Below are 22074 nucleotides of genomic sequence, written 5' to 3'. Positions count from 1 at the left end.
TTCACGTGTCCATTCTTTTGCGCAATGTAAGGGTGTCTTCATATGATTACGATTGATGGTAATGGCGCGGTCGCTTCCGTCGCGTTTCGCACCAGTGAAGTTATCGCCATCTACCCGATCACGCCCAGTTCAACGATGGCGGAACAGGCCGACGCCTGGGCCGGCAATGGGCTGAAAAACGTCTGGGGCGATGTTCCCCGCGTGGTCGAAATGCAGTCGGAGGCAGGCGCCATTGGCGCCGTACATGGCGCGCTGCAGACCGGCGCCCTCTCCACCTCCTTTACCTCATCGCAGGGCCTGCTGCTGATGATCCCCACGCTGTACAAACTGGCCGGCCAGCTGATGCCGTTTGTGCTGCACGTCGCCGCCCGCACCGTCGCCACCCACGCGCTATCGATCTTCGGCGATCATTCCGACGTCATGGCCGTGCGTCAGACCGGGTGCGCCATGCTGTGCGCCAGCAGCGTCCAGGAGGCGCAGGATTTTGCGCTGATCTCGCATATCGCCACCCTGCAAAGCCGGGTGCCGTTTATTCATTTCTTTGATGGCTTCCGCACCTCGCACGAAATCAACAAAATCGCCCCGCTGGCGGATGACACCATTCGCGCCCTGCTACCGCAGGATAAAATCGCCGAGCATCGCCAGCGCGCGCTCAATCCGGAACACCCGGTGATCCGCGGAACCTCGGCCAACCCCGACACGTACTTTCAGTCGCGAGAGGCCACCAATCCGTGGTACGACGCGGTCTATGACCATGTCGAGACGGCGATGAACGACTTCGCCGCCGCCACCGGCCGTCAGTACAAACCGTTTGAGTTTTACGGCCACCCGCAGGCAGAGCGCGTGATCGTCATTATGGGTTCGGCCATCGGTACCTGCGAAGAGGTAGTTGATGAACTGCTGAGCCGCGGCGAGAAAGTCGGCGTGCTGAAAGTGCGCCTCTATCGCCCGTTCTCCGCCGCCCACCTGCTGGCAGCGCTGCCGGAAAGCGCCCGGGCGGTAGCGGTGCTCGATCGCACCAAAGAGCCTGGCGCGCTTGCCGAGCCGCTGTATCTCGATGTGATGACCGCCCTGGCGGAAGCCTTTAACCGCGGCGAGCGCGAAACGCTGCCGCGCACCATCGGCGGCCGCTATGGCCTCTCCTCCAAGGAGTTCGGCCCGGAATGCGTGCTGGCAGTATTCAGTGAACTGCAGTCCGCTCAGCCGAAGCCGCGCTTTACCGTCGGTATCTATGATGACGTGACCAATCTGTCGCTGCCGCTGGGAGAAAATACCCTGCCGGCTGAGGCCAAGCTCGAGGCCCTGTTCTACGGTCTCGGCAGCGATGGCAGCGTGTCGGCCACCAAAAACAACATCAAAATCATCGGCAACTCGACCCCGTGGTTCTCGCAGGGCTATTTTGTCTATGACTCGAAGAAAGCGGGCGGCCTCACCGTCTCGCATCTGCGCGTCAGCGAAAAACCGATTCGTTCATCGTATCTGATTTCGCAGGCTGATTTCGTCGGCTGCCACCAGTTGCAGTTTATCGATAAATACCAGATGGCCGAACGGCTGAAGCCCGGCGGTATTTTCCTGCTCAACACGCCGTATAGCGCCGATGAGGTCTGGTCTCGCCTGCCGCAGGAAGTTCAGGCCACCCTGAATCAGAAAAAAGCGCGATTTTACGTGGTCAACGCGGCGAAAATCGCCCGCGAGTGCAGCCTCGGCGCGCGCATTAATACCGTGATGCAGATGGCGTTCTTCCATCTCACCCGTATCCTGCCGGGCGACAGCGCGCTGACGGAACTGCAGGCAGCCATCGCCAAAAGCTACAGCAGCAAAGGCCAGGAGCTGGTGGAACGCAACTGGCAGGCGCTGGCCCTGGCCCGCGAATCGCTGGCGGAAGTGCCGCTCCAGCCGGTGAACGCCAGCAGTCCGAACCGCCCGCCGGTGGTCTCCGACGCCGCACCGGATTTCGTCAAAACGGTCACCGCCGCGATGCTGGCCGGCCTCGGCGATGCGCTGCCGGTCTCCGCCCTGCCGCCGGACGGCACCTGGCCCATGGGCACCACGCGCTGGGAGAAACGCAACATCGCCGAAGAGATCCCCATCTGGAAGGAAGCGCTGTGTACCCAGTGCAACCACTGCGTCGCCGCCTGCCCGCACTCGGCGATCCGCGCCAAAGTGGTCGCGCCGGAAGAGATGGAGAACGCGCCAGCCAGTCTGCACTCGCTGGACGTCAAATCCCGCGATATGCGCGGGCAGAAATACGTTCTGCAGGTCGCCCCGGAAGACTGCACCGGCTGCAACCTGTGCGTTGAAGTGTGCCCGGCGAAAGATCGCCAGAACCCGGAGATCAAGGCCATCAATATGATGTCGCGCCTGGAGCATGTGGAAGAGGAGAAGGTCAATTACGATTACTTCCTCAACCTGCCGGAAATCGACCGCACCAAACTTGAGCGGATTGATATTCGCACCTCGCAGCTGATCAGCCCGCTGTTTGAATACTCCGGCGCCTGCTCCGGCTGTGGCGAAACGCCGTATATCAAACTGCTGACCCAGCTGTACGGCGATCGGATGTTGATCGCCAACGCCACCGGCTGCTCCTCCATTTACGGCGGCAACCTGCCCTCGACGCCGTACACGACCGACGCCAATGGCCGCGGACCGGCGTGGGCCAACTCGCTGTTTGAAGATAACGCTGAATTCGGGCTCGGCTTCCGCTTAACCGTCGACCAGCACCGTCAGCGCGTGATGCGCCTGCTGAGCGAATTTGCCGACAAACTGCCGGCAGAGTTGAACGCGGCGTTACATGCCGAGGCGACGCCGGAAGTCCGCCGCGAACAGGTGGCGGCCCTGCGCCAGGCGCTGTCCGGCGTGGACGGCGCTGAAGAGCTGCTGACCGATGCTGACGCGCTGGTGGAGAAATCCGTCTGGCTGATCGGCGGCGACGGCTGGGCCTACGATATTGGCTTCGGCGGTCTGGATCATGTGCTGAGCCTGACGGAAAACGTCAACATTCTGGTGCTCGATACCCAGTGTTACTCCAACACCGGCGGCCAGGCGTCAAAAGCCACCCCGCTGGGGGCAGTCACCAAGTTTGGCGAACACGGTAAACGCAAGGCGCGCAAAGATCTTGGCGTCAGCATGATGATGTACGGTCATGTCTATGTGGCGCAGATTTCGCTCGGCGCGCAGCTGAACCAGACGGTGAAAGCGATTCAGGAAGCGGAAGCCTATCCGGGACCGTCGCTGATCATTGCCTACAGTCCTTGCGAAGAGCACGGCTACGATCTGGCGCTCAGCCACGATCAGATGCGTCAGCTGACCGCCACCGGCTTCTGGCCGCTCTACCGCTTCGACCCGCGTCGCGCCGACGAAGGCAAACTGCCGCTGGCGCTGGACTCTCGCCCGCCGTCCGACGCGCTGGCCGAGACGCTGCTCAACGAGCAACGCTTCCGCCGCCTGAACGCCCAGCAGCCGGAGGTGGCGGAGCAGTTGTGGAAAGACGCCGCCGCCGATCTGCAGAAGCGGTATGACTTCCTCGCCCAGCTGGCTGGCAAAGCGGAGAAATCACCGAGCGAAGGCTAAGGTTATTTTCCATCCAGCAGCCATAAAAAAAGCCCGAACATGTTGTTCGGGCTTGTCGTTTTACCGATAAACAAAATCATTCCGCAGAATGAGACGGCAACAATAAATAATTGGCATGACAATAAAGGCATATAACGCGCGAATAATACGTGATTATCCCGGGCATGTATAATTTTTATTTTGTATATTTTCCGTGGATATATTCAGCATAATTATCACCATTTCTTCGGTATTATTTATTTTAGATTTTACTTATATCGTAACAATTGAGTCTTACCATATCTCAGACCGCTCCTTTAGCATGAGTTCACTTCCTTCCCGGAAGCTAAAACATAAAAACAGTTAAAGGAATTTCTTCATGAAAAGAAAAGTACTGGCCCTCGTTATTCCGGCTTTATTAGCCACCGGTGCCGCCCATGCGGCAGAAATTTATAATAAAGACGGAAATAAATTAGATCTCTATGGCAAGGTAGACGGTCTGCACTATTTCTCCAGCGACTCGAAAAAAGACGGCGACCAAACTTATTTGCGTTTTGGCTTTAAAGGCGAAACTCAGATCAACGATATGCTTACCGGCTATGGTCAGTGGGAATATAACGTTCAGGCCAACAACACCGAAAGCTCCAGCGATCAGGCGTGGACCCGTCTGGCATTCGCGGGTATCAAAGTCGGCGATTACGGCTCCTTCGACTACGGTCGTAACTACGGCGTGCTGTACGATGTTGAAGGCTGGACCGATATGCTGCCGGAGTTCGGCGGCGACTCCTACACCTATGCGGATAACTTTATGGCAGGCCGCGCCAACGGCGTCGCGACCTACCGCAACAGCGATTTCTTCGGCCTGGTGGAGGGTCTGAACTTCGCCCTGCAGTATCAGGGTAAAAACGAAGGTCAGAACGCGCAGGATATCAACGTCGGCACCAACAACCGCAGCAGCGACAGCGATGTTCGCTTCGACAATGGCGATGGCTTCGGTCTCTCCACCTCTTATGACTTCGGCATGGGCATTAGCGCGGCAGCGGCCTACACCTCTTCTGACCGTACCAACGATCAGATGACCCAGACCAACGCCCGCGGCGATAAAGCCGAAGCCTGGACCGCCGGCCTGAAGTACGACGCCAACGATATCTACCTGGCGACCATGTACTCAGAAACCCGCAACATGACCCCGTACGGCAATGACGGCGTGGCCAATAAAACGCAAAACTTCGAAGTCACCGCGCAGTACCAGTTCGACTTCGGCCTGCGTCCGGCTATCTCCTACCTGCAGTCCAAAGGCAAAGATCTCTATAATAACGGCCGCTACGCCGATAAAGATCTGGTCAAATATATGGACGTTGGCGCCACCTATTACTTCAACCGTAATATGTCTACCTACGTTGATTACAAAATCAACCTGCTGGATGACAACGACAACTTCTACAAAGACAACGGTATCTCTACCGACAACATCGTCGCTCTGGGCCTGGTTTACCAGTTCTGATGCGCCAGCCCGCCGGTTCCGGCGGGCTTCTTCCTCCTGCCGTACAGTAGATAAAACAAAACAATATATCCCGCCGGTTAAAATAGCCGTCCATTTAGTGATATAGTCGTGCTCAGTCAGTGCTTGCCCGAGGACGTCCACCATGCATCATCACCCGGTAAAATCATCCCGAATTATCTCTGTCGCCTACGATGACGCCTCCGCCACACTGGAAATCCATTTTTATCACCAGCCACCGTTGCAATATACCGGCGTGCCACCGCGTATTTTCCGTGACTTTTTACAGGTGGTGTCAAAAGGTCGATTTTATGACGGCGTGATCAAAGGGAAATTTCCCGAACGCAAGCCACGTTAATGTCAAAGTGTGACCTCGGTCATGATACAAAACGTGCTCTAATGCCGTACAATATGAGGGGATACTTAAACAGGAGGTTTTTATGAGCAGAATGATTCTTGTCCCCATCGATATCTCTGATAAAGAATTTACTGAACGCATTATCAGTCACGTTGAATCGGAAGCACGGATTGACGACGCCGAGGTCCATTTCCTCTCCGTGATCCCTTCCCTGCCCTATTATGCCTCACTGGGAATGGCCTACACCGCCGAGCTGCCCGGTATGGATGAGCTGCGCGAAGGAACGGAAACGCAGCTTAAAGAGATCGCCAAACAATTTTCCATCCCGGAAGATCGGATGCATTTTCACGTCGCCGAAGGGTCGCCAAAAGATAAGATCCTCGCGCTGGCCAAGTCGCTACCCGCCGACCTGGTGATCATCGCTTCGCACCGGCCAGATATCACCACCTATCTGCTGGGCTCCAACGCCGCCGCGGTGGTCCGCCACGCCGAGTGCTCAGTCCTGGTGGTGCGTTAACGCCACAGCCCGCCGCCCGGCGGGCTTTTTATTTCCGCTTACACCGCCTCCGCCTGCCTGCCCGCAGCGGAAAGTGCCGGAAAGATGCTGACATTCCGGCCCTGAATCCGTACTGACCCTAGCTATAGAACTCTTCGGGCATCACGCCGGTTTTCTGGTACCTGTTTCCTTCTTTCCATAGTTACGGATGGCGTGAAAGGAAGTAGTATTCGGGCTCAGTACAAGCGCGTAGAGAATGAGTTACGAAACGTCACCGGTGAGCCCTGTATAGGGATATGTCACCGCGATTCCGTTGTCTGTTCGGCTTTATGGAGCCGATGCCGCAGGAGAACAACCGCAGAGTAGTCAAATTAGTATTTCGTACTCATAGAGGGGAGGCCTTTTCTCTGAAAGCACCGTTTTTAAATCAGATGCTTAGACTTGGTTGAACTGTATGAGTGGAATTGCTACTGATAAAAAAAATAATGCACAGCCAAATAGCTACAATAATTAATTGGGAATTCTGTATTTTCCTCTCGATGATTTTTATTTAGAGATAAATGAGGATAAAAAATGTCTTGGAATAAGTACTTAGCAGCACAATATGCCAGAGACAATGCTGAAGATCATAGTATTGGGTTATGTGCGAGATATGTAACCAACGCAATTCTCTATGGTGGTCTCAACATCCCAAGAACTCCATATGCCAAGGACATGGGAAACACTCTATTTGCAGCTGGATTTAAGTATGCGATTGTTAGTATGGATACTGGAGATATTGCGATAATACAGCCTATACCAAACCATCCTTATGGCCATGTCTGTATATATGATGGTGAAAATTGGATTAGTGACTTCATTCAAAAAACAATGTATCCGGGGCAGGCATACAGAAATGCAGCTCCTCCATTTATCATTCTTCGCCACACTTGATTAAGAGATTGAATTACCAATAAATTCAGCTCAACAAATCAGTTGGTAAGATCTAGAGGGCTCACAATTGCGAGCCCTAATATTCCACGCGGATGAAGTAAAAAAATTATTAGCGGCTATGATAATGTTAATCACTGCCTTTATGGATAACAAAGTTAATTGTCAGTAGGACCTCACATCTGCAATTGTTTCTGCCGGCGACCAGACACTGCTACATACGCCTACGACCACGACGATTGCAGCGCAATCAAGTCTAGCTTTTTGGCCAAAGAAGTGCTCGCCCCTTGCAACTTAGGGCTTTTTAACGATCTCCATATCATGCCTAAAAATAATGTTTTTAAGTTTTACAGCTAGTGCGTCAAAGTTAGCTCCTTGAGCCTCTATATCAATAAGTAGGAGATCTATCTCACTTCGGCTTAAACGATTACTCCTCCATTTACGCTCAAAGCCTCCTGCAGTTGCGATTGCTGTAAGTGCTGCTGCAATAGTCGTTAATACTACTGCGACTCCTGAATAATCTGGGTCTTTGATTTGTAAAATTGCTCCCGCAGCTACACTACATAGAATTGAACCGAAGATACTGAAATGATGTGCAAAACTCCAATTCTTTTGACCTTTATTAAACTGAGAACGAAATTCAAGTGCTTGATCATTTAACGTTTTCTTGTCCATAACGCCCTCGCATGATTAGTTCAAAAAAGATGATTTATAAGAATAAATATAACGATAAAAACATGCCAATCCTGACTTATATTTCAGGCGCTTTTACATCAACTTCATCAAACTTGGTTTGTTCGATTTTTATTATAGTAGTTGTTCTCTTGTTTTCATTATCTCAAGTTCTGACCAGTTTGCTACTCTTGATGTCCCAAGCTTCTGTCTCGATTGACGTAGCACATTTTTGTAGCTGGCCTTGACTATTTTAATTGTTGAACACCATTAGCCTGCTCGTAAAAAGATATTAAAAAGCAATTGGTTATATGCAAAAATATAGAGTGTTCATATGACCACAAATGAACTTGCTTCCCTGAGTTTGCACTCCTCTAAGCGCGTACCGTCAAGCCACTCACCGCAAAAAACTATCGTTCTGCAGATACTCCCTTACTCGCTCATTTTTCGATCCCCCACGTAACCGCTAAGCCTTCACGCTAAATACAAATTCGATGTTTTCTGTTAAACCTGCTTCGACCATTAATTTCTTTATTACCATGACAGCAAACGGCATGTTCGGCCCACCAAAAACAACGGTAGGAAACCGCTCGGCCCTGCCCTGGACGCGCTGAAAGCACACAGCATGAACTGACAGCTGGACATCCGGTATCCACTATCACGTTTCACCACTGGGAATACGGCTCAAGCGAGGAACAGAATTTGCGATTTGTTTTCATGCCGCGGAGACGGAAAGGCGAGCAAAAACCCTGCTACTCGCACAGCAGTATAGGCAGCAGATGGGAAGCTGCAGTAAAACGCGCTGGCATTCGCCGCAGGAATCCGTACCATACGCGGCATACTTTTGCCTGCTGGCTCCTGACGGCTGGCGCAAACCCGTCTTTTATAGCCAATCAGATGGGGCATGAAAACGCGCAAATGGTGTACGACGTTTATAGTACATGGATAGAAGAGATGAACGGCGACCAGGTTTCTATGTTGAATTCCCGGCTTGGGCTTTAACACATTTTGCCCCCTATATGCCCCTTTTAGATTTTGAGAATGTTAATAATGCAAGAAAATCAAGAACTTACAAAGAAAGAGAAATACAACATCGATAAGCTGCAGAAACGTCTGCGCCGCAACGTCGGTGAGGCGATTGCCGACTTCAATATGATTGAAGAGGGCGACCGCATTATGGTTTGTCTTTCTGGCGGCAAGGACAGCTATACCATGCTGGAGATCCTGCGTAATCTGCAGAAAAGCGCGCCCATCTCCTTCTCGCTGGTGGCGGTGAACCTCGACCAGAAACAGCCAGGGTTCCCGGAGCATATTCTGCCGGCGTATCTTGAGCAACTGGGCGTGGAATACAAGATTGTTGAAGAGAATACCTACGGCATCGTCAAAGAGAAGATCCCGGAAGGGAAAACCACCTGCTCGCTGTGCTCTCGCCTGCGTCGCGGCATCCTCTACCGTACCGCTACCGAGCTCGGGGCGACCAAGATCGCCCTCGGCCATCATCGCGACGACATCCTGCAGACGCTGTTCCTGAATATGTTCTACGGCGGCAAAATGAAAGGGATGCCGCCGAAGCTGATGAGCGACGACGGCAAACACATCGTCATCCGCCCGCTGGCTTACTGCCGCGAAAAGGACATCGAGCGCTTCTCCCAGGCCAAAGGTTTCCCGATTATTCCGTGCAACCTGTGCGGTTCGCAGCCAAATCTGCAGCGTCAGGTGATCGCCGATATGCTCCGCGACTGGGATAAGCGTTATCCTGGGCGCATTGAAACCATGTTCAGCGCGATGCAGAACGTGGTGCCTTCACACCTGAGCGATGTCAATCTGTTTGATTTTAAAGGTATCACCCACGGCTCCGAGGTGGTGGACGGTGGCGATCTGGCGTTTGACCGGGAAGAGATTCCCCTGCAGCCTGCCGGCTGGCAGCCGGAAGAAGAAGACGCCCGTCTCGATGAACTGCGTCTGAACGTGGTGGAAGTGAAGTAACCCTCACGCGTCTCAGGCAGCCGCCTGAGACGCACTAACCTGCCCTTACTTCAGCAGTCGAACGCGGCAGGCTTTGCCTTTAATCTTGCCGTTTTGTAACTGCTTATACACCTTCTGCGCCATATTCTGGCGGATCGCCACATAGACATGAGCCGGATGGACGGTAATTTTGCCGATATCGGCGCCATCAAAGCCCATATCCCCTGTCAACGCCCCCAGCACATCTCCCGGGCGCATTTTCGCCTTTTTCCCGCCGTCGATACACAGCGTGGCCATCTCCGCCGTCAGCGGCGCGATGGTGTTGCCCGTCGGCGCCGGCAGCCAGTTGAGGGAAAGCTGCAGCATGTCGGCGAGGATAGTGGCGCGCTGCGCCTCTTCCGGCGCGCAGAAGCTGATGGCCAGCCCTTGTTCGCCAGCGCGGGCGGTACGGCCGATGCGGTGAACATGCACCTCCGGATCCCACGCCAGCTCGAAGTTCACCACCAGCGCGAGGGATTTGATGTCCAGGCCGCGGGCGGCGACGTCGGTCGCCACCAGAACCCGGACGCTGCCATTGGCGAAGCGCACCAGCGTCTGATCGCGATCGCGCTGCTCAAGATCACCATGCAGCGACAAGGCGCTCTGCCCGGCGGCGTTGAGCGCATCGCAGACCGCCTGGCAATCGCGTTTGGTGTTGCAGAACACCACACAGGATGCGGGCTGATGCTGGCTGAGCAGGCGCTGCAGCAGGGCAATCTTACCGTGGCGGGAAACTTCAAAGAACTGCTGTTCAATGGCGGGGAGCGCATCGACAGAGTCGATCTCTATCGTCTGCGGATAACGCTGCACCCGGCCACTAATCGCCGCGATCGGCGCAGGCCAGGTAGCAGAAAACAGCAGGGTCTGCCGGTCAGCCGGCGCGAAGCGGATCACCTCGTCGATGGCGTCGCTGAAACCCATATCGAGCATGCGGTCCGCTTCATCCATCACCAGCGTCTGCAGCGCGTCAAGGGAGACCGTCCCCTTCTGCAGATGATCGAGCAGACGGCCCGGGGTGGCGACGATAATATGCGGCGCGTGTTGCAGAGAATCTCGCTGGGCGCCAAAGGGCTGGCCGCCGCAGAGCATCAAAATCTTGATGTTCGGCAGGCAGCGCGCCAGGCGACGCAGCTCGCCGGCAACCTGATCGGCCAGCTCGCGGGTCGGACACAGGACCAGCGACTGGGTTTCAAAGCGCGCCGGATCGATATGCTGCAGCAGACCCAGCCCAAATGCGGCCGTTTTTCCGCTGCCGGTTTTTGCCTGCACGCGCACATCTTTTCCCGCAAGGATCGCCGGCAGGGCGGCGGCCTGAACCGGCGTCATCGACAGATAACCCAGCTCATTAAGGTTGGCTAATTGGGCGGCAGGTAAAACAGTCAGGGTAGAAAAAGCGGTCACAATGTATTCTCGTATTAAAGGACGGACAATCTGCAGGCGCGTATCCTCGCAGATCTCCGCGCCTGATGCGACAATTTAATCGGCTCTTCGTCAGGCGGCGGATCGGGCTGTGGCTGCGGACGCGGTCGTGGGTCGGGTAAAGGAACCGGATCGTTCGGCTCGGGTGAGATGGGGATAGACTGGGCTGTCAGCCCTGAAGCGTAATGCATAGAGGCCTCCCGGAGAGTAATACGGGCGTACCCGCAGGCTTAACGGCCTGAAGACCGTCGGGTGTCTTAGTAAGCGTAGAAGCTGGTCCGGAGAGCGCAAAAAAAAAGCCGACTCAACAAAGTCGGCGTCGTACGAATCAATTGTGCTATGCAGTAATTCAAAAAAGGAAGTAAGACAATATGGAGCGCAACGCCCATCGCTTGACGTTGCATTCACCTGCGAGAGAGATATTGCCCTGAATGGGTAGGTGGTTTATTGATTTCGCTCAAACATTGCCGGGTTTTCCCGGCAATGCGGCCGCTAAAAGGCGATTCTTTACAACCATTTACTGCGATGTAACCACCACGCAACACCACCGATGACAACAACTAACATCAGGCAGAAGAGGCTAAATCCCAGATGCCAGCCGTTGCCGGGGATCCCGCCAAGGTTGACGCCGAACAGGCCGGTTAAAAAGGTGCTGGGCAGAAACACCATCGCCATCAACGACATTGTATAAGTCCGCCGCGCTAGCGACTCCTGCATAATCTGGGCGATCTCATCGCTCATGATCGCCGTCCGGGCAATACAGCTGTCGATCTCATCCAGCCCGCGTCCCAGCCGCTCAGCGATATCCTGCATTCGCCGCCGCTGATCGTCACTCATCCACGGCAGACGCTCGCTGGCCAGCCGGGCATAAACATCGCGCTGCGGCGCCATATAGCGGCGCATCACGATCAGTTGCTTACGCAGCAGCGCGAGAAAACCGCGCGGCGGCACCTGCTGGTCAAGCAGGTCATCTTCCAGGTCGATAATGCGGTCGTGCAGCTGTTCGATAAACTCGCTGGCATGATCGGTCAGCGCATCGCAGACCTCCACCAGCCAGCTGCCGCCGTCCGTCGGGCCATTGCCTTCGCGCAGGTCGCCAAGCACATCATCCAGCGCCAGCACCTTGCGCTGACGGGTGGAAACGATCAGCCGCTCGTCCATATACAGACGCATCGCCACCAGCTGGTCGGGACGCTCATCGGTACTGCCGTTAATGCAGCGCAGGGTGATCAGCGCCCCGTCGCCGATCCGCGTCACTCGCGGCCGGGTGCTCTCCCCCGCCAGGGCGTCACGCACGTTATTGGGCAGCAACGGGGTGGCCGCCAGCCAGTCAGCGCTGTCGCTATGGGTATAGTTCAGATGCAGCCAGCAGGGCTTGTCCTTGTCGATAATATCGTTATCGGTAAGCGGCTTCACGCCGCCCTGCCCGTCGAGCACCCACGCGAAGATCGCGTCCGGTATCTGCAACTCCGAGCCTTTAATCGCGTCCACTCAACCTCCGTTAATCCATACCTGTCACATTGCGCGTACTCTCTATAAGGTACGCGAAAGCGCGCTTTTTCGCTTTTTATTGCCCGGAAGACTGGCTAATGACTTCATTGAAAAGCGCTTTTGCCCCGGGTCGCGCCGCTCTCCTCATTTAACGTTAAAGCGTAGTGAAATCAAGTTCTTCCCGTTTTGCCGATTTCACTGCGTCTTTTTGCGGTTTATTTTGCCATTAATTGCTGTATTATGCTTTTTATTGCGTTAATTTGCGGAGGCGCTTGCCATGCATAAGCTCGCCAGACAAAAACACATCCTCGACAAGCTGAGTGAAAACGGCCAGCTAAGCATCAGCGAACTGGTCGAAGGGCTACAGGTCTCGGCCGATACCATTCGCCGGGATCTGAGCGAGCTGGAAAAACAGGGCGTCCTGCAGAAAAGTCACGGCGGCGCCATCGCTCTTAACGTCCCGGCGATGACGCGCCAGGGTCGAAACGCCCTGCTCCCCCAGACCAAGCAGCGCCTGGGCCAGCGGGTCGCCGCGCGCATCCCCCTCGGCTCGACGCTGTTTCTCGACGCCGGAAGCACGGTGCTGGCGGTCGCCGCCAAGCTTAAAGGGCCGATGACCGTGATCACGCCTTCGCTGGATATCGCCCAGCTGTTTAGCGACCGTACGGATATCCAGCTGATCCTGCTTGGCGGCCAGTGGGACAGTGAACAGCGGCTGTTCGCCGGCAGCGCCACGCTGTCGCTTGTCGCCCGCTACCGCGCCGACATCGCCATTCTCGGCGCCTGCGCGCTCCATGCCGGGCTGGGGCTGAGCGCCAGCCAGGAGGCCGATGCTGACGTGAAGCGCGCCATGCTGGCCGCCAGCGCAGAGCACTGGCTGGTGGCAGACCATACCAAAGTCAACCATTGCGAGCCGTGGCTGGTGGCTGGGCTCAGCGACATTCACCATCTTTTTCTTGATCGTCCCTGGGCTGAGCTGGGGGATGACCCCGCCCTCTCTGTACACATTGCTGACGCTTAACCGCGTGGAGAACCTGATGAGTAACAACACAATAAATATCGCCCTGATTGGCTATGGCTTCGTCGGTAAGACCTTCCACGCGCCGCTTATCCGTTCGGTGCCGGGTCTGAATCTGGCGTTCGTCGCCTCGCGCGATGAAGAGAAAGTCAAACGCGACCTGCCGGACGTCACGGTCATCGCCTCCCCGGAGGTAGCGGTCCAGCATCCGGATGTCGATCTGGTGGTCATCGCTTCCCCCAACGCCACCCACGCGCCGCTGGCCCGTCTGGCGCTCAACGCCGGCAAGCATGTGGTGGTGGATAAACCCTTTACCCTTGATATGCAGGAGGCCCGGGAGCTGATCGCCCTGGCTGAGGAGAAGCAGCGCCTGCTCTCCGTCTTCCATAACCGCCGCTGGGACAGCGATTACCTCGGGATCCGTCAGGTCATTGAGCAGGGCGCCATCGGCACCGTGAAACACTTCGAGTCGCATTTTGACCGCTTCCGTCCTGAAGTTCGCGTCCGCTGGCGTGAGCAGAACGTCCCGGGCAGTGGTTTATGGTTCGATCTGGGGCCGCACCTGATCGATCAGGCGCTGCAGCTGTTTGGTTTGCCGCAGTCGGTACAAGGCAATATCGCCACCCTCCGCGACGGCGCGGAGATCAACGACTGGGCGCATGTGGTCTTAAACTACCCGGCGCATAAAGCGATCCTGCACTGCAGCATGCTGGTCGCGGGCGGCTCGTCGCGTTTCACCGTGCACGGCGATAAAGGCAGCGTTATCAAAGCGCGGGCCGACCAGCAGGAGAGCCAGCTGCTGGCGGGCGTGGAGCCCGGAAGCGCCGGCTGGGGTCAGGATGATGACAAGCTGGTGATCTATGACGCCTCGCTGCAGGCCCACTCTCAGGCCACCCCGCAGGGCGATCAGCGCCAGTACTATATGCAGATCCGCGACGCGCTGAAGGGTCAGATCGCCAATCCGGTGCCGCCGGTTGAAGCGCTGGCGGTAATGGCCGTTCTGGAAGCGGCGGTGCGCGCCGCAGAAAGCGGCATGGTGCAGACCCTGGACCTGACCGACGACGAGCGCAACGCGCTGCGCTAATCCTGCCTGTTCTCCGGTTATCTGCGCATCCCGCAGGTAACCGGATCTCCCGCCCAACGTCAGAAAAAATCACTACCCATACGAAATTTAACCTTTCTTTATCCTGCTTTATAGCGCAAAGCACCGCTGGAAATTTCAGCCAATTGGGAGGAGGATAGAGAACAGATCGATCGTGATGAGAAAAAGGTTGCTGACGCTGTGGACGTGGCGACCGCATTAATGGACAGGAGAAGCTCATGTATTACACGTTAGGAGATACCACTCTCCATTTTTATCGCTATCAGTGCAAATTTTACGTGGCCCACTGGGAAGGGGGTAACGTGATGGACGACAAATTTAAACCCTTTATTGAACAGATCACTGAGAAGACCGGGCTGGATGCGAAACGCGTCGAGACCGCCGCGCGCGATTATTTTACCAACGTGGATTAACATGCAACCTGGCGCTGTAGAGCGTGGGTGCAAGCTGGCGCGATGACCATGCATGCTAACCCACGCTTTCGCCGCCGGGTGTTTCTCCCCCTGGCGGCATCCCTTCCCCCGTCTGTGTTAAACCGTGGACAGTTTGGCCAGAATGGCGGCAAAGGCGTCATTGACGTCATCGCCGGCGAGCAGTTTTTTACGCAACGTGAAGCTTCTGCCGCTGGAACGGATCAGTAGCCGAACTTTCGCATCATTATTCCCGCGCTCAGCCAGCACAACGTCACGCAAGGGAATAACGTAAGTATCGGCATAGAGTCCCGGCGTAAATATCATCGACTCGCCGCTCACGCCAATCACCACCCGATTCTGCAGACGATAGCCGTTGCACAGCGCCAGAATACCGGCGGCAATAAACACGCCACCAATCCCCATGCCAATCATTAAGATAATAATGCCGGCAATGAGCGCCAGTCCTCCCTGAGGATAAAAACCGGACGCATTAAAGGTTAATAGCCGGTGATTATCGTCGCTGCCCATCGCCCCGGTTGTTGACCGCCACGGGGTAAAACCGGCGTTAATCCGCGTTTGAAAGCTGAACATACAGCCAACCAGAAAGATCATGCTGGCAGGTACCATGACGATACCGCCAATAAACGCCAGCACGATGGCCAGATAAGGATAGCGGCCTGACAGTATAATACTGACAGCCTGAACCACCACGGCGATAAACAGGGCGAGCACCAGCCAGGACCACATGCTGTCCGCCCGACGATGAAAGTTCAGCTGTCCTTCATCGAGTAATAAATTTCGCGCGACAAAACAGATAATAATATTGACGAACAGGCCTATCCAGACCAGCTTATGAACATGCTTCATTCCATACTCCATTATGTATTTTGCTATTCCATTCGGTGGCATTATAAAATAAACCTGAATGCCGCCTGGATATTACCAAAGCGCCACGCAAGATCAATAAAAAGCATGTCCACTTACTCTATTCCCAGATTAACATGTCCTGCTATCATTTATTGGACTTATATAATCAACTATAAGTATTGACGTTATTTTTCACGATGAGAATATCACCCTGCCGCCCGGCAGGGTGTTGGCGATTAACCCTCTTTCATCGCCACCAGCGCCGGGGCGCTTTTCTTCCGCAACAGATAACCGGCGGCGAGGATCAGCAGCCATACCGGGATCAGGCAGACGGAGATGCGGATGTCGGGGGTGAGATACATCACCACGAGGATCCCGGCGAGAAACAGCAGGCACAGCCAGTTAGTCACGGGATAGCCGAGGCTTTGGAAGGCCGTTACTTTCCCGGCCCGCTGCATAGCGCGACGAAACTTAAGATGGGTGATGCAGATCATCGCCCAGTTAATCACCAGGGCCGCCACCACCAGCGCCATCAGCAGGCCAAACGCTTTACCAGGCATCACATAGTTAATCACCACGCAAAGCGCCGTAGCGACGGCAGATACCGCCAGCGCGGTCAATGGGATCCCCCGGCGGTTAACCCGCAGCAGCGCCCGCGGAGCATTGCCCTGCTGAGCCAGGCCGAACAGCATCCGGCTGTTGCAGTAAACGCAGCTGTTGTAGACCGACAGCGCGGCGGTGAGCACCACCAGATTGAGAGCGTTGGCCACAATATTGCTGTCAATGGCATGAAAGATCAGGACAAAGGGACTGCCTCCTTCCACGACGTTTCGCCACGGGTAGAGTGACAGCATGACCGCCAGCGATCCCACATAAAACAGCAGAATACGGTAGATCACCTGGTTAGTGGCTTTAGGAATGGTTTTATGCGGTTCGTCGGCTTCCGCCGCGGTGATCCCCACCAGCTCAAGCCCACCAAAGGAGAACATGATTACCGCCATCGCCATCACTAAGCCAGTGATACCGTTAGGGAAAAATCCCCCATCCTGCCACAGGTTGGCGACCGTCGCCGCCGGGCCGCCGTGGCCGCTAAATAACAGATAGCTGCCAAAGGCGATCATGCTGATGATGGCGGCCACTTTGACAATCGAGAACCAGAACTCCAGCTCGCCATACACTTTGACATTCGTCAGGTTGATGGCGTTGATCGCCACGAAGAAGATCGCCGCCGACAGCCAGGCGGGTACTTCCGGCCACCAGTACTGAATATAGATCCCCACCGCCGTCAGCTCCGCCATGCTCACCAGCACGTACAACACCCAGTAATTCCAGCCGGACATAAACCCGGCGAAGGGTCCCCAGTAGCGGTTGGCAAAATGGCTGAATGACCCGGCCACCGGCTCTTCCACCACCATTTCGCCAAGCTGACGCATGATGAAGAAGGCGATCGCTCCGGCGATGGCGTAGCCCAGCAGGACCGAGGGGCCTGCCATGCGGATCGTTTGCGCGATACCTAAAAACAATCCGGTGCCGACCGCGCCCCCGAGGGCGATCAACTGGATATGGCGGTTTTTTAACCCACGTTTTAATTGATGCTCTTGCTGCGTTGTCATCTCTGACCTGCCCCTGTCTGTAAAAAGTCACCTTCGGCGATAGCAACTTTCAGGCCAGGGCGCAGCAACCCGGCGTAAGAGCAAGAGCAATATATTGAATTTGATTAAAATATTATTTATCCGTCTGCTCCGGGGCGTGAGTCATGCGCCGCCGGGCCATACATAACGCGCGAAAAAACGCCTTAAATCGCACAGTTCATGAGAAAATCAGCCGTTTTATGCATGAATCTGACCCGTTTTGGTGCGCCGGCGTCGTCGCCCTGTCGTCAGACTTCACGGCGGGCAAAAAGCTGTTAGGCTGTTAATCACTCTGACGTTCCACTAGTGGCCACCATGTACAACATCGACGACTATGATTTGAAAATTCTCACCCTGCTGCAGGCCAATGGCCGTTTGACCAATCAGGAACTGAGCGATCTCATCGGCCTGTCCGCCTCCCAGTGTTCACGGCGCCGCATCGCCCTTGAACAGGCGCAGCTTATCCTCGGCTATCATGCGCGGCTGGCGCCGGATGCTGCCGGGCAGGAAATGCTGGGCCTGATAGAAGTGCGCTTGCTGAATCACACCCCGCAATGCGTGGAGAGTTTTCACCAGATGCTCAGTGAAGTGGACGCCATTCTGGATGCCTGGAAAACTACCGGCGACGCCGATTATCTGCTGCGGGTGACGGTCCCGGACCTGCCCGGTCTGAGCCATTTGATCAGCCATATTCTGGCGCAAAACAAAGGGGTCGCCCACCTGAAAACCGCGGTGATACTCAACCGCCTTAAAGAGAATGGCCAGCTGATGCCGGGCCCGGATCCGCTGCGCTGAATCAGGGCATGATGCCCTGCGCTGGTGCAAACGCAGGGTTAGTTAATGCATCACAGCGTGATAATTTGCACGGTTTGCGCAATGTAATGCAGAAAATCGCATGGGTCGTGCAATTTTCTCTTTTTGGCATAACAATACGTTAGGCTGAATAGCGCCTGTTTTTTCCGCAAACGATCGCCCGGCCCCCTCCTCTGGTGCGATTTTTGCAAACAAGGACTTATCCTTGTTAACGAAAAGATAGTGCTTATTTATGGATAATATCCTTTCCCCTGAAAAACTGACCCACACCTGGCTGGAGGATACCCTGGCGCTGCTGTTCGGCACGCTGATGATCTCCTTTGGCATTATTTTATTTCGCCAGGCCGGCGCCCTGACCGGCGGAACGGCAGGTATGGCCTTTCTGATCCACTATGCCACCCACCTGCCGTTTGGCGTGGTCTTCTTCGTCATTAACCTGCCTTTCTATTGGCTCTCCGTCCGGCGGATGGGCGCCGCCTTCACGCTGAAAACCTTCTGCGCGGTCGGACTGGTGTCCCTGTTCTCTGACCTGCACGGTTACTTTATTCATGTCGATCGCCTGAACCCCTATTACGCCACCCTCTTCGGCAACATCATGGTCGGCATTGGCTTTGTGGTGCTGTTTCGCCATAAAGCGAGCCTCGGCGGCGTTAATATTCTGGCCCTCTATCTGCAGGACAAAAGTGGCATCCGCGCCGGTAAATTCCAGATGGTGGTTGACGCCTGCATCGTCACCGCCTCGCTATGGGTAGTAAGCCTGCCGATGCTGCTGGTCTCTATCCTCGGCGCCGTAGTTTTGAATTCGATTATCGCCATGAACCACCGTCCCGGACGCTACGCGGTGTAATGGCTTCACCTTTGACGGTCATTTCAGGAGTAACCACTGTGTTTCAGAACGTTGACGCCTATGCGGGCGATCCTATCCTGTCGCTGATGGAAGCCTTTCAACAGGATCCCCGGGCAGACAAAGTTAACCTCAGCATCGGGCTGTACTATAACGAGCAGGCCATTATTCCCCAGCTGGAGGCGGTCCGTCAGGCCGCTGACCGGCTGCAGAGTCAGCAGCAAAAGGCCAGCCTTTATCTGCCGATGGAGGGGCTGGCGCCCTATCGCCGTGCGGTCCAGACCCTGCTGTTTGGCGACAATCATCCGGCGTTGCGTGCCGGACGCATCGCCACCATCCAGACGCTGGGGGGCTCCGGCGCGCTGAAGGTGGGCGCTGATTTCCTCAAGCGCTACTTCCCCGACTCCGCGGTCTGGGTCAGCGATCCAACCTGGGAGAACCACGTTGCCATCTTTGCCGGCGCCGGCTTTGAGGTACATACCTATCCCTGGTTCGACAGCGCCACCCGCGGGGTGAATTTCCCCGCTATGCTCGCCGCCCTCCAGCAACTCCCGCCGCGCAGCATTGTGCTGCTTCACCCTTGCTGCCATAACCCGACGGGGGCCGATCTCACCCGCGAGCAGTGGGATCGCGTGATTGAGGTGCTGATCGCCCGGGAGCTGATCCCATTCCTTGATATCGCCTACCAGGGCTTCGGCCGCGGACTGGACGAGGATGCCTATGCCATTCGCGCCATCGCCAGCGCCGGGCTGACGGCGCTGGTCAGCAACTCGTTTTCCAAGATATTTTCGCTGTATGGCGAGCGGGTTGGCGGCCTGTCAGTGGTCTGCGACAATGCCGATATCGCCGGGCGCGTGCTGGGCCAGCTGAAAGCCACCGTGCGGCGCAACTACTCCAGCCCGCCGGGGTTTGGCGCCCAGGTGGTATCGCAGGTGCTCAACGCTCCCGCGCTGAACGCCTTGTGGCAGGAAGAAGTGGAAGCCATGCGCACCCGCATCAGCGCCATGCGCGTCGCGCTGGTGACGGCCCTGCAGGCCGCCCAGCCGGAGGGTGATTTTTCCTATCTGCTGACCCAGCGCGGCATGTTCAGTTATACCGGCTTTAGCACCCGGCAGGTGGACATCCTGCGTGAAGAGTACGGCATTTACCTGATCGCCAGCGGTCGGGTCTGCGTGGCCGGGCTCAACCACGGGAATATTGCGCGAGTCGCCCATGCCTTTGCCGCGGTCTCCACGCGCTAAGCCGCTGTCCCGCCAACCGCGGTTACCCCGGGGCGGGACGACGGTTATTCGCGACGCAGTCGGCGAGCCAGGCGGGTGCCCAGCGTCTGAATGAGCTGGACAATCACAATCAGCACCAGGGCGGTGGTGAGGGTGGCAAAGGCGTCGAAGCGCTGATAGCCATAGGTGATCGCCAGGTCGCCAATACCGCCGCCGCCCACCGTTCCTGCCATGGCGGTCGCACCAAGCAGGCCGATGGTCGCCGTGGTAAGGGCCAGAATCAGCGACGCTGCCGCCTCCGGCAGCATAAAATGCCAGACCGTCTGCAGGGGGGTTGCGCCCATCGCATCCGCGGCTTCGAGGATCCCCTCATCCACCTCCAGCAGTGAGCTCTCCACCAGCCGGGCAATGTAGGGGGCGACAAAAACGATCAGCGGCACGATGGCCCCCGCGGTGCCGATAGTGGTGCCCACCAGCAGTCGGGTAAAGGGCAGGATCACAATCAGCAAAATGATAAACGGCAGCGAACGCAGCACGTTAATCAGCGGATTCAGCGCCTGATGCACCACCGGGTTGGCCACGATGCCGCCAGGACGGCAAACCACCAGCACAATCCCTAACGGTACGCCGATCAGCGCGCCAAAGCCCAGCGAGACGGCGACCATAATCAGCGTGTCATGCAGCGCCAGCAGAAACTGATCGCCGGTAATGGCGGTATCAATAAGATCAAACATGGGTGATTTTCACTCCTGCATCGGCCAGATGGGTGATGGCGCGGTCGGTTTCGTCAGGCTCGCCGAGGAGTTGCACAATCATAAATCCCAGGATCCGGCCCTGAACTTCAGACATGCTGGCAAACAGGATATTCACCTCGACAGCATACTCGCGGATCAGGTGGTTAATGATCGGCTGCTGCGCCGTCGCGCCGATAAATTCGAGGCGTAAAGCCCGGGCGCCGTTATCGCGCTGCAGGAGCGACGCCACCCGCTGCGGCAGACGATCGTGCACCACCGACTGCACGAAACTGGCCGTTACCGGATGCTGCGGCTGGGCAAAGAGGTCGAAAACCGTCCCCTGCTCAACGATACGGCCCGCCTGCATCACCGCCACCTTGTGACAGATTTTCTGGATCACCGACATCTCATGGGTGATCAGTACGATGGTGATGCCATAGCGGCGATTAATCTCCTGCAAGAGCAGTAAGATCTGCACCGTGGTGTGGGGATCGAGCGCCGAGGTGGCTTCATCGCACAGCAGCACCGACGGGTTGGTGGCCAGTGCCCGGGCAATACCGACCCGCTGCTTTTGTCCACCCGACAGCTCATTAGGGTAGCTGTGGATTTTGTCGCTCAGATCGACGAACGCCAGCAGTTCCGCCACCCGCGCCTGGATAAAGGCCTTGTCGCGGCCTTGTAAAATCAGCGGGATGGCGATGTTATGGAAAACGGTTTTCGAATTCAGCAGATTAAAATTCTGAAAGATCATGCCGATATCTTTTTTGATCGCCTGCAGGCGCTGGCCGCTGCAGGCCTGTAGCGGCTCGCCGTTTAACAGCACCTCGCCCTCGCCAGGCGTTTCCAGACGATTAATCAGCCGTAATAAGGTGCTTTTTCCTGCCCCGCTGTAGCCAATAATGCCGAAAATATCGCCTCGTTCAATGCTGAGATTAATATCCTGCAAGGCCAGAACCGGATGTCCTTTCCTGAAAAAGCTTTTACTGACGTGGCGAAACTCTATCATCGCGTT

At 56.0% G+C, this 22074-nt stretch carries 20 protein-coding genes and 1 pseudogene; 13 read left to right on the top strand and 8 right to left on the bottom strand.

Going from position 1 to position 22074, the window contains the following annotated elements:
- Positions 1-42: 42 nt before the first annotated feature.
- From nifJ to CWM54_RS03620, 5 genes are all read left to right on the top strand, one after another.
- The gene (gene nifJ / locus CWM54_RS03640) at positions 43-3570 is read left to right on the top strand and encodes a pyruvate:ferredoxin (flavodoxin) oxidoreductase (RefSeq protein ID WP_100696003.1); all 3528 of its coding nucleotides are present in this window, start codon (positions 43-45) and stop codon (positions 3568-3570) included.
- Between the two features lie 358 nt (positions 3571-3928).
- A complete protein-coding gene (ompK37, locus tag CWM54_RS03635) occupies positions 3929-5053 on the top strand; it encodes a porin OmpK37 (RefSeq protein WP_100696001.1) in 1125 nt (374 codons plus the stop codon).
- A gap of 142 nt (positions 5054-5195) precedes the next feature.
- On the top strand, positions 5196-5408 hold the full coding sequence (locus CWM54_RS03630; RefSeq protein ID WP_074386033.1) for a KTSC domain-containing protein: 213 nt from the start codon (positions 5196-5198) through the stop codon (positions 5406-5408).
- Between the two features lie 82 nt (positions 5409-5490).
- On the top strand, positions 5491-5925 hold the full coding sequence (uspF, locus tag CWM54_RS03625) for a universal stress protein UspF (protein ID WP_008805149.1): 435 nt from the start codon (positions 5491-5493) through the stop codon (positions 5923-5925).
- A gap of 552 nt (positions 5926-6477) precedes the next feature.
- Positions 6478-6837 (top strand): CHAP domain-containing protein, encoded by a 360-nt coding sequence (locus tag CWM54_RS03620; RefSeq protein WP_100680080.1) that lies wholly within the window; start codon positions 6478-6480, stop codon positions 6835-6837.
- A gap of 291 nt (positions 6838-7128) precedes the next feature.
- Here CWM54_RS03620 and CWM54_RS03615 read toward each other — a convergent pair whose 3' ends face one another.
- Entirely contained in the window at positions 7129-7509 is a 381-nt protein-coding gene (locus CWM54_RS03615; protein ID WP_100680079.1) for a hypothetical protein, read from the bottom strand.
- Positions 7510-8054: 545 nt separating this feature from the next.
- Here CWM54_RS03615 and CWM54_RS03610 point away from each other — a divergent pair.
- Together CWM54_RS03610 and ttcA are read left to right on the top strand one after the other, a co-directional pair.
- Positions 8055-8508, top strand: a pseudogene (locus tag CWM54_RS03610) (tyrosine-type recombinase/integrase); the annotation flags it as partial.
- A 48-nt stretch (positions 8509-8556) separates the two neighbouring features.
- Positions 8557-9492, top strand: a complete 936-nt coding sequence (gene ttcA / locus CWM54_RS03605) for a tRNA 2-thiocytidine(32) synthetase TtcA (RefSeq protein ID WP_004203988.1) — start codon at positions 8557-8559, stop codon at positions 9490-9492.
- 45 nt (positions 9493-9537) lie between these two features.
- Here ttcA and dbpA read toward each other — a convergent pair whose 3' ends face one another.
- The 3 genes from dbpA to zntB all read right to left on the bottom strand — a co-directional run bounded on the left by dbpA (position 9538) and on the right by zntB (position 12420).
- Positions 9538-10911, bottom strand: coding sequence for an ATP-dependent RNA helicase DbpA (gene dbpA / locus CWM54_RS03600; RefSeq protein WP_100680078.1), 1374 nt, complete (start codon positions 10909-10911; stop codon positions 9538-9540).
- A gap of 14 nt (positions 10912-10925) precedes the next feature.
- Entirely contained in the window at positions 10926-11102 is a 177-nt protein-coding gene (locus tag CWM54_RS29415; RefSeq protein ID WP_373996481.1) for a hypothetical protein, read from the bottom strand.
- A gap of 334 nt (positions 11103-11436) precedes the next feature.
- Complete coding sequence (gene zntB / locus CWM54_RS03590; protein ID WP_061154809.1) at positions 11437-12420, bottom strand: zinc transporter ZntB; 984 nt, start codon at positions 12418-12420, stop codon at positions 11437-11439.
- 277 nt (positions 12421-12697) lie between these two features.
- On the opposite strand from zntB, the gene CWM54_RS03580 reads away from it, so the two are divergent.
- From CWM54_RS03580 to CWM54_RS03570, 3 genes are all read left to right on the top strand, one after another.
- On the top strand, positions 12698-13441 hold the full coding sequence (locus tag CWM54_RS03580) for a DeoR/GlpR family DNA-binding transcription regulator (RefSeq protein WP_100680076.1): 744 nt from the start codon (positions 12698-12700) through the stop codon (positions 13439-13441).
- Complete coding sequence (locus CWM54_RS03575) at positions 13404-14522, top strand: oxidoreductase (protein ID WP_100680075.1); 1119 nt, start codon at positions 13404-13406, stop codon at positions 14520-14522. Before CWM54_RS03580 ends, CWM54_RS03575 begins: the two co-directional genes overlap by 38 nt.
- Before the next feature lie 236 nt (positions 14523-14758).
- Complete coding sequence (locus CWM54_RS03570) at positions 14759-14953, top strand: hypothetical protein (protein ID WP_100680074.1); 195 nt, start codon at positions 14759-14761, stop codon at positions 14951-14953.
- Positions 14954-15070: 117 nt separating this feature from the next.
- Here the strand turns inward: CWM54_RS03570 and CWM54_RS03565 are convergent, their stop codons facing one another.
- Both CWM54_RS03565 and CWM54_RS03560 read right to left on the bottom strand, forming a co-directional pair.
- Entirely contained in the window at positions 15071-15820 is a 750-nt protein-coding gene (locus CWM54_RS03565) for a hypothetical protein (RefSeq protein ID WP_100680073.1), read from the bottom strand.
- A 236-nt stretch (positions 15821-16056) separates the two neighbouring features.
- On the bottom strand, positions 16057-17433 hold the full coding sequence (locus CWM54_RS03560) for an amino acid permease (RefSeq protein ID WP_100695997.1): 1377 nt from the start codon (positions 17431-17433) through the stop codon (positions 16057-16059).
- 333 nt (positions 17434-17766) lie between these two features.
- On the opposite strand from CWM54_RS03560, the gene CWM54_RS03555 reads away from it, so the two are divergent.
- The 3 genes from CWM54_RS03555 to CWM54_RS03545 all read left to right on the top strand — a co-directional run bounded on the left by CWM54_RS03555 (position 17767) and on the right by CWM54_RS03545 (position 20349).
- Positions 17767-18246 carry an Lrp/AsnC family transcriptional regulator gene (locus CWM54_RS03555; protein WP_008805158.1) on the top strand — a complete coding sequence of 160 codons (480 nt, stop codon included), beginning with the start codon at positions 17767-17769 and terminating at the stop codon, positions 18244-18246.
- A 250-nt stretch (positions 18247-18496) separates the two neighbouring features.
- A complete protein-coding gene (locus CWM54_RS03550) occupies positions 18497-19111 on the top strand; it encodes a YitT family protein (protein WP_023322497.1) in 615 nt (204 codons plus the stop codon).
- A 38-nt stretch (positions 19112-19149) separates the two neighbouring features.
- The gene (locus CWM54_RS03545) at positions 19150-20349 is read left to right on the top strand and encodes an amino acid aminotransferase (protein WP_032739761.1); all 1200 of its coding nucleotides are present in this window, start codon (positions 19150-19152) and stop codon (positions 20347-20349) included.
- Between the two features lie 44 nt (positions 20350-20393).
- On the opposite strand, the gene CWM54_RS03540 is transcribed toward CWM54_RS03545, so the two are convergent.
- Complete coding sequence (locus CWM54_RS03540) at positions 20394-21062, bottom strand: methionine ABC transporter permease (RefSeq protein WP_004892563.1); 669 nt, start codon at positions 21060-21062, stop codon at positions 20394-20396.
- A complete protein-coding gene (locus CWM54_RS03535; protein WP_100696891.1) occupies positions 21055-22068 on the bottom strand; it encodes a methionine ABC transporter ATP-binding protein in 1014 nt (337 codons plus the stop codon). Before CWM54_RS03535 ends, CWM54_RS03540 begins: the two co-directional genes overlap by 8 nt.
- Between the last annotated feature and the right edge of the window lie 6 nt (positions 22069-22074).

Origin of the sequence: Klebsiella sp. D-Nf1 (assembly GCF_002810515.1) — a bacterium.
GTDB lineage: Bacteria > Pseudomonadota > Gammaproteobacteria > Enterobacterales > Enterobacteriaceae > Klebsiella > Klebsiella variicola.
The sequence above is the reverse complement of the archived record's forward strand: the minus strand, read 5'-3'. Positions and strand labels throughout refer to the sequence as shown.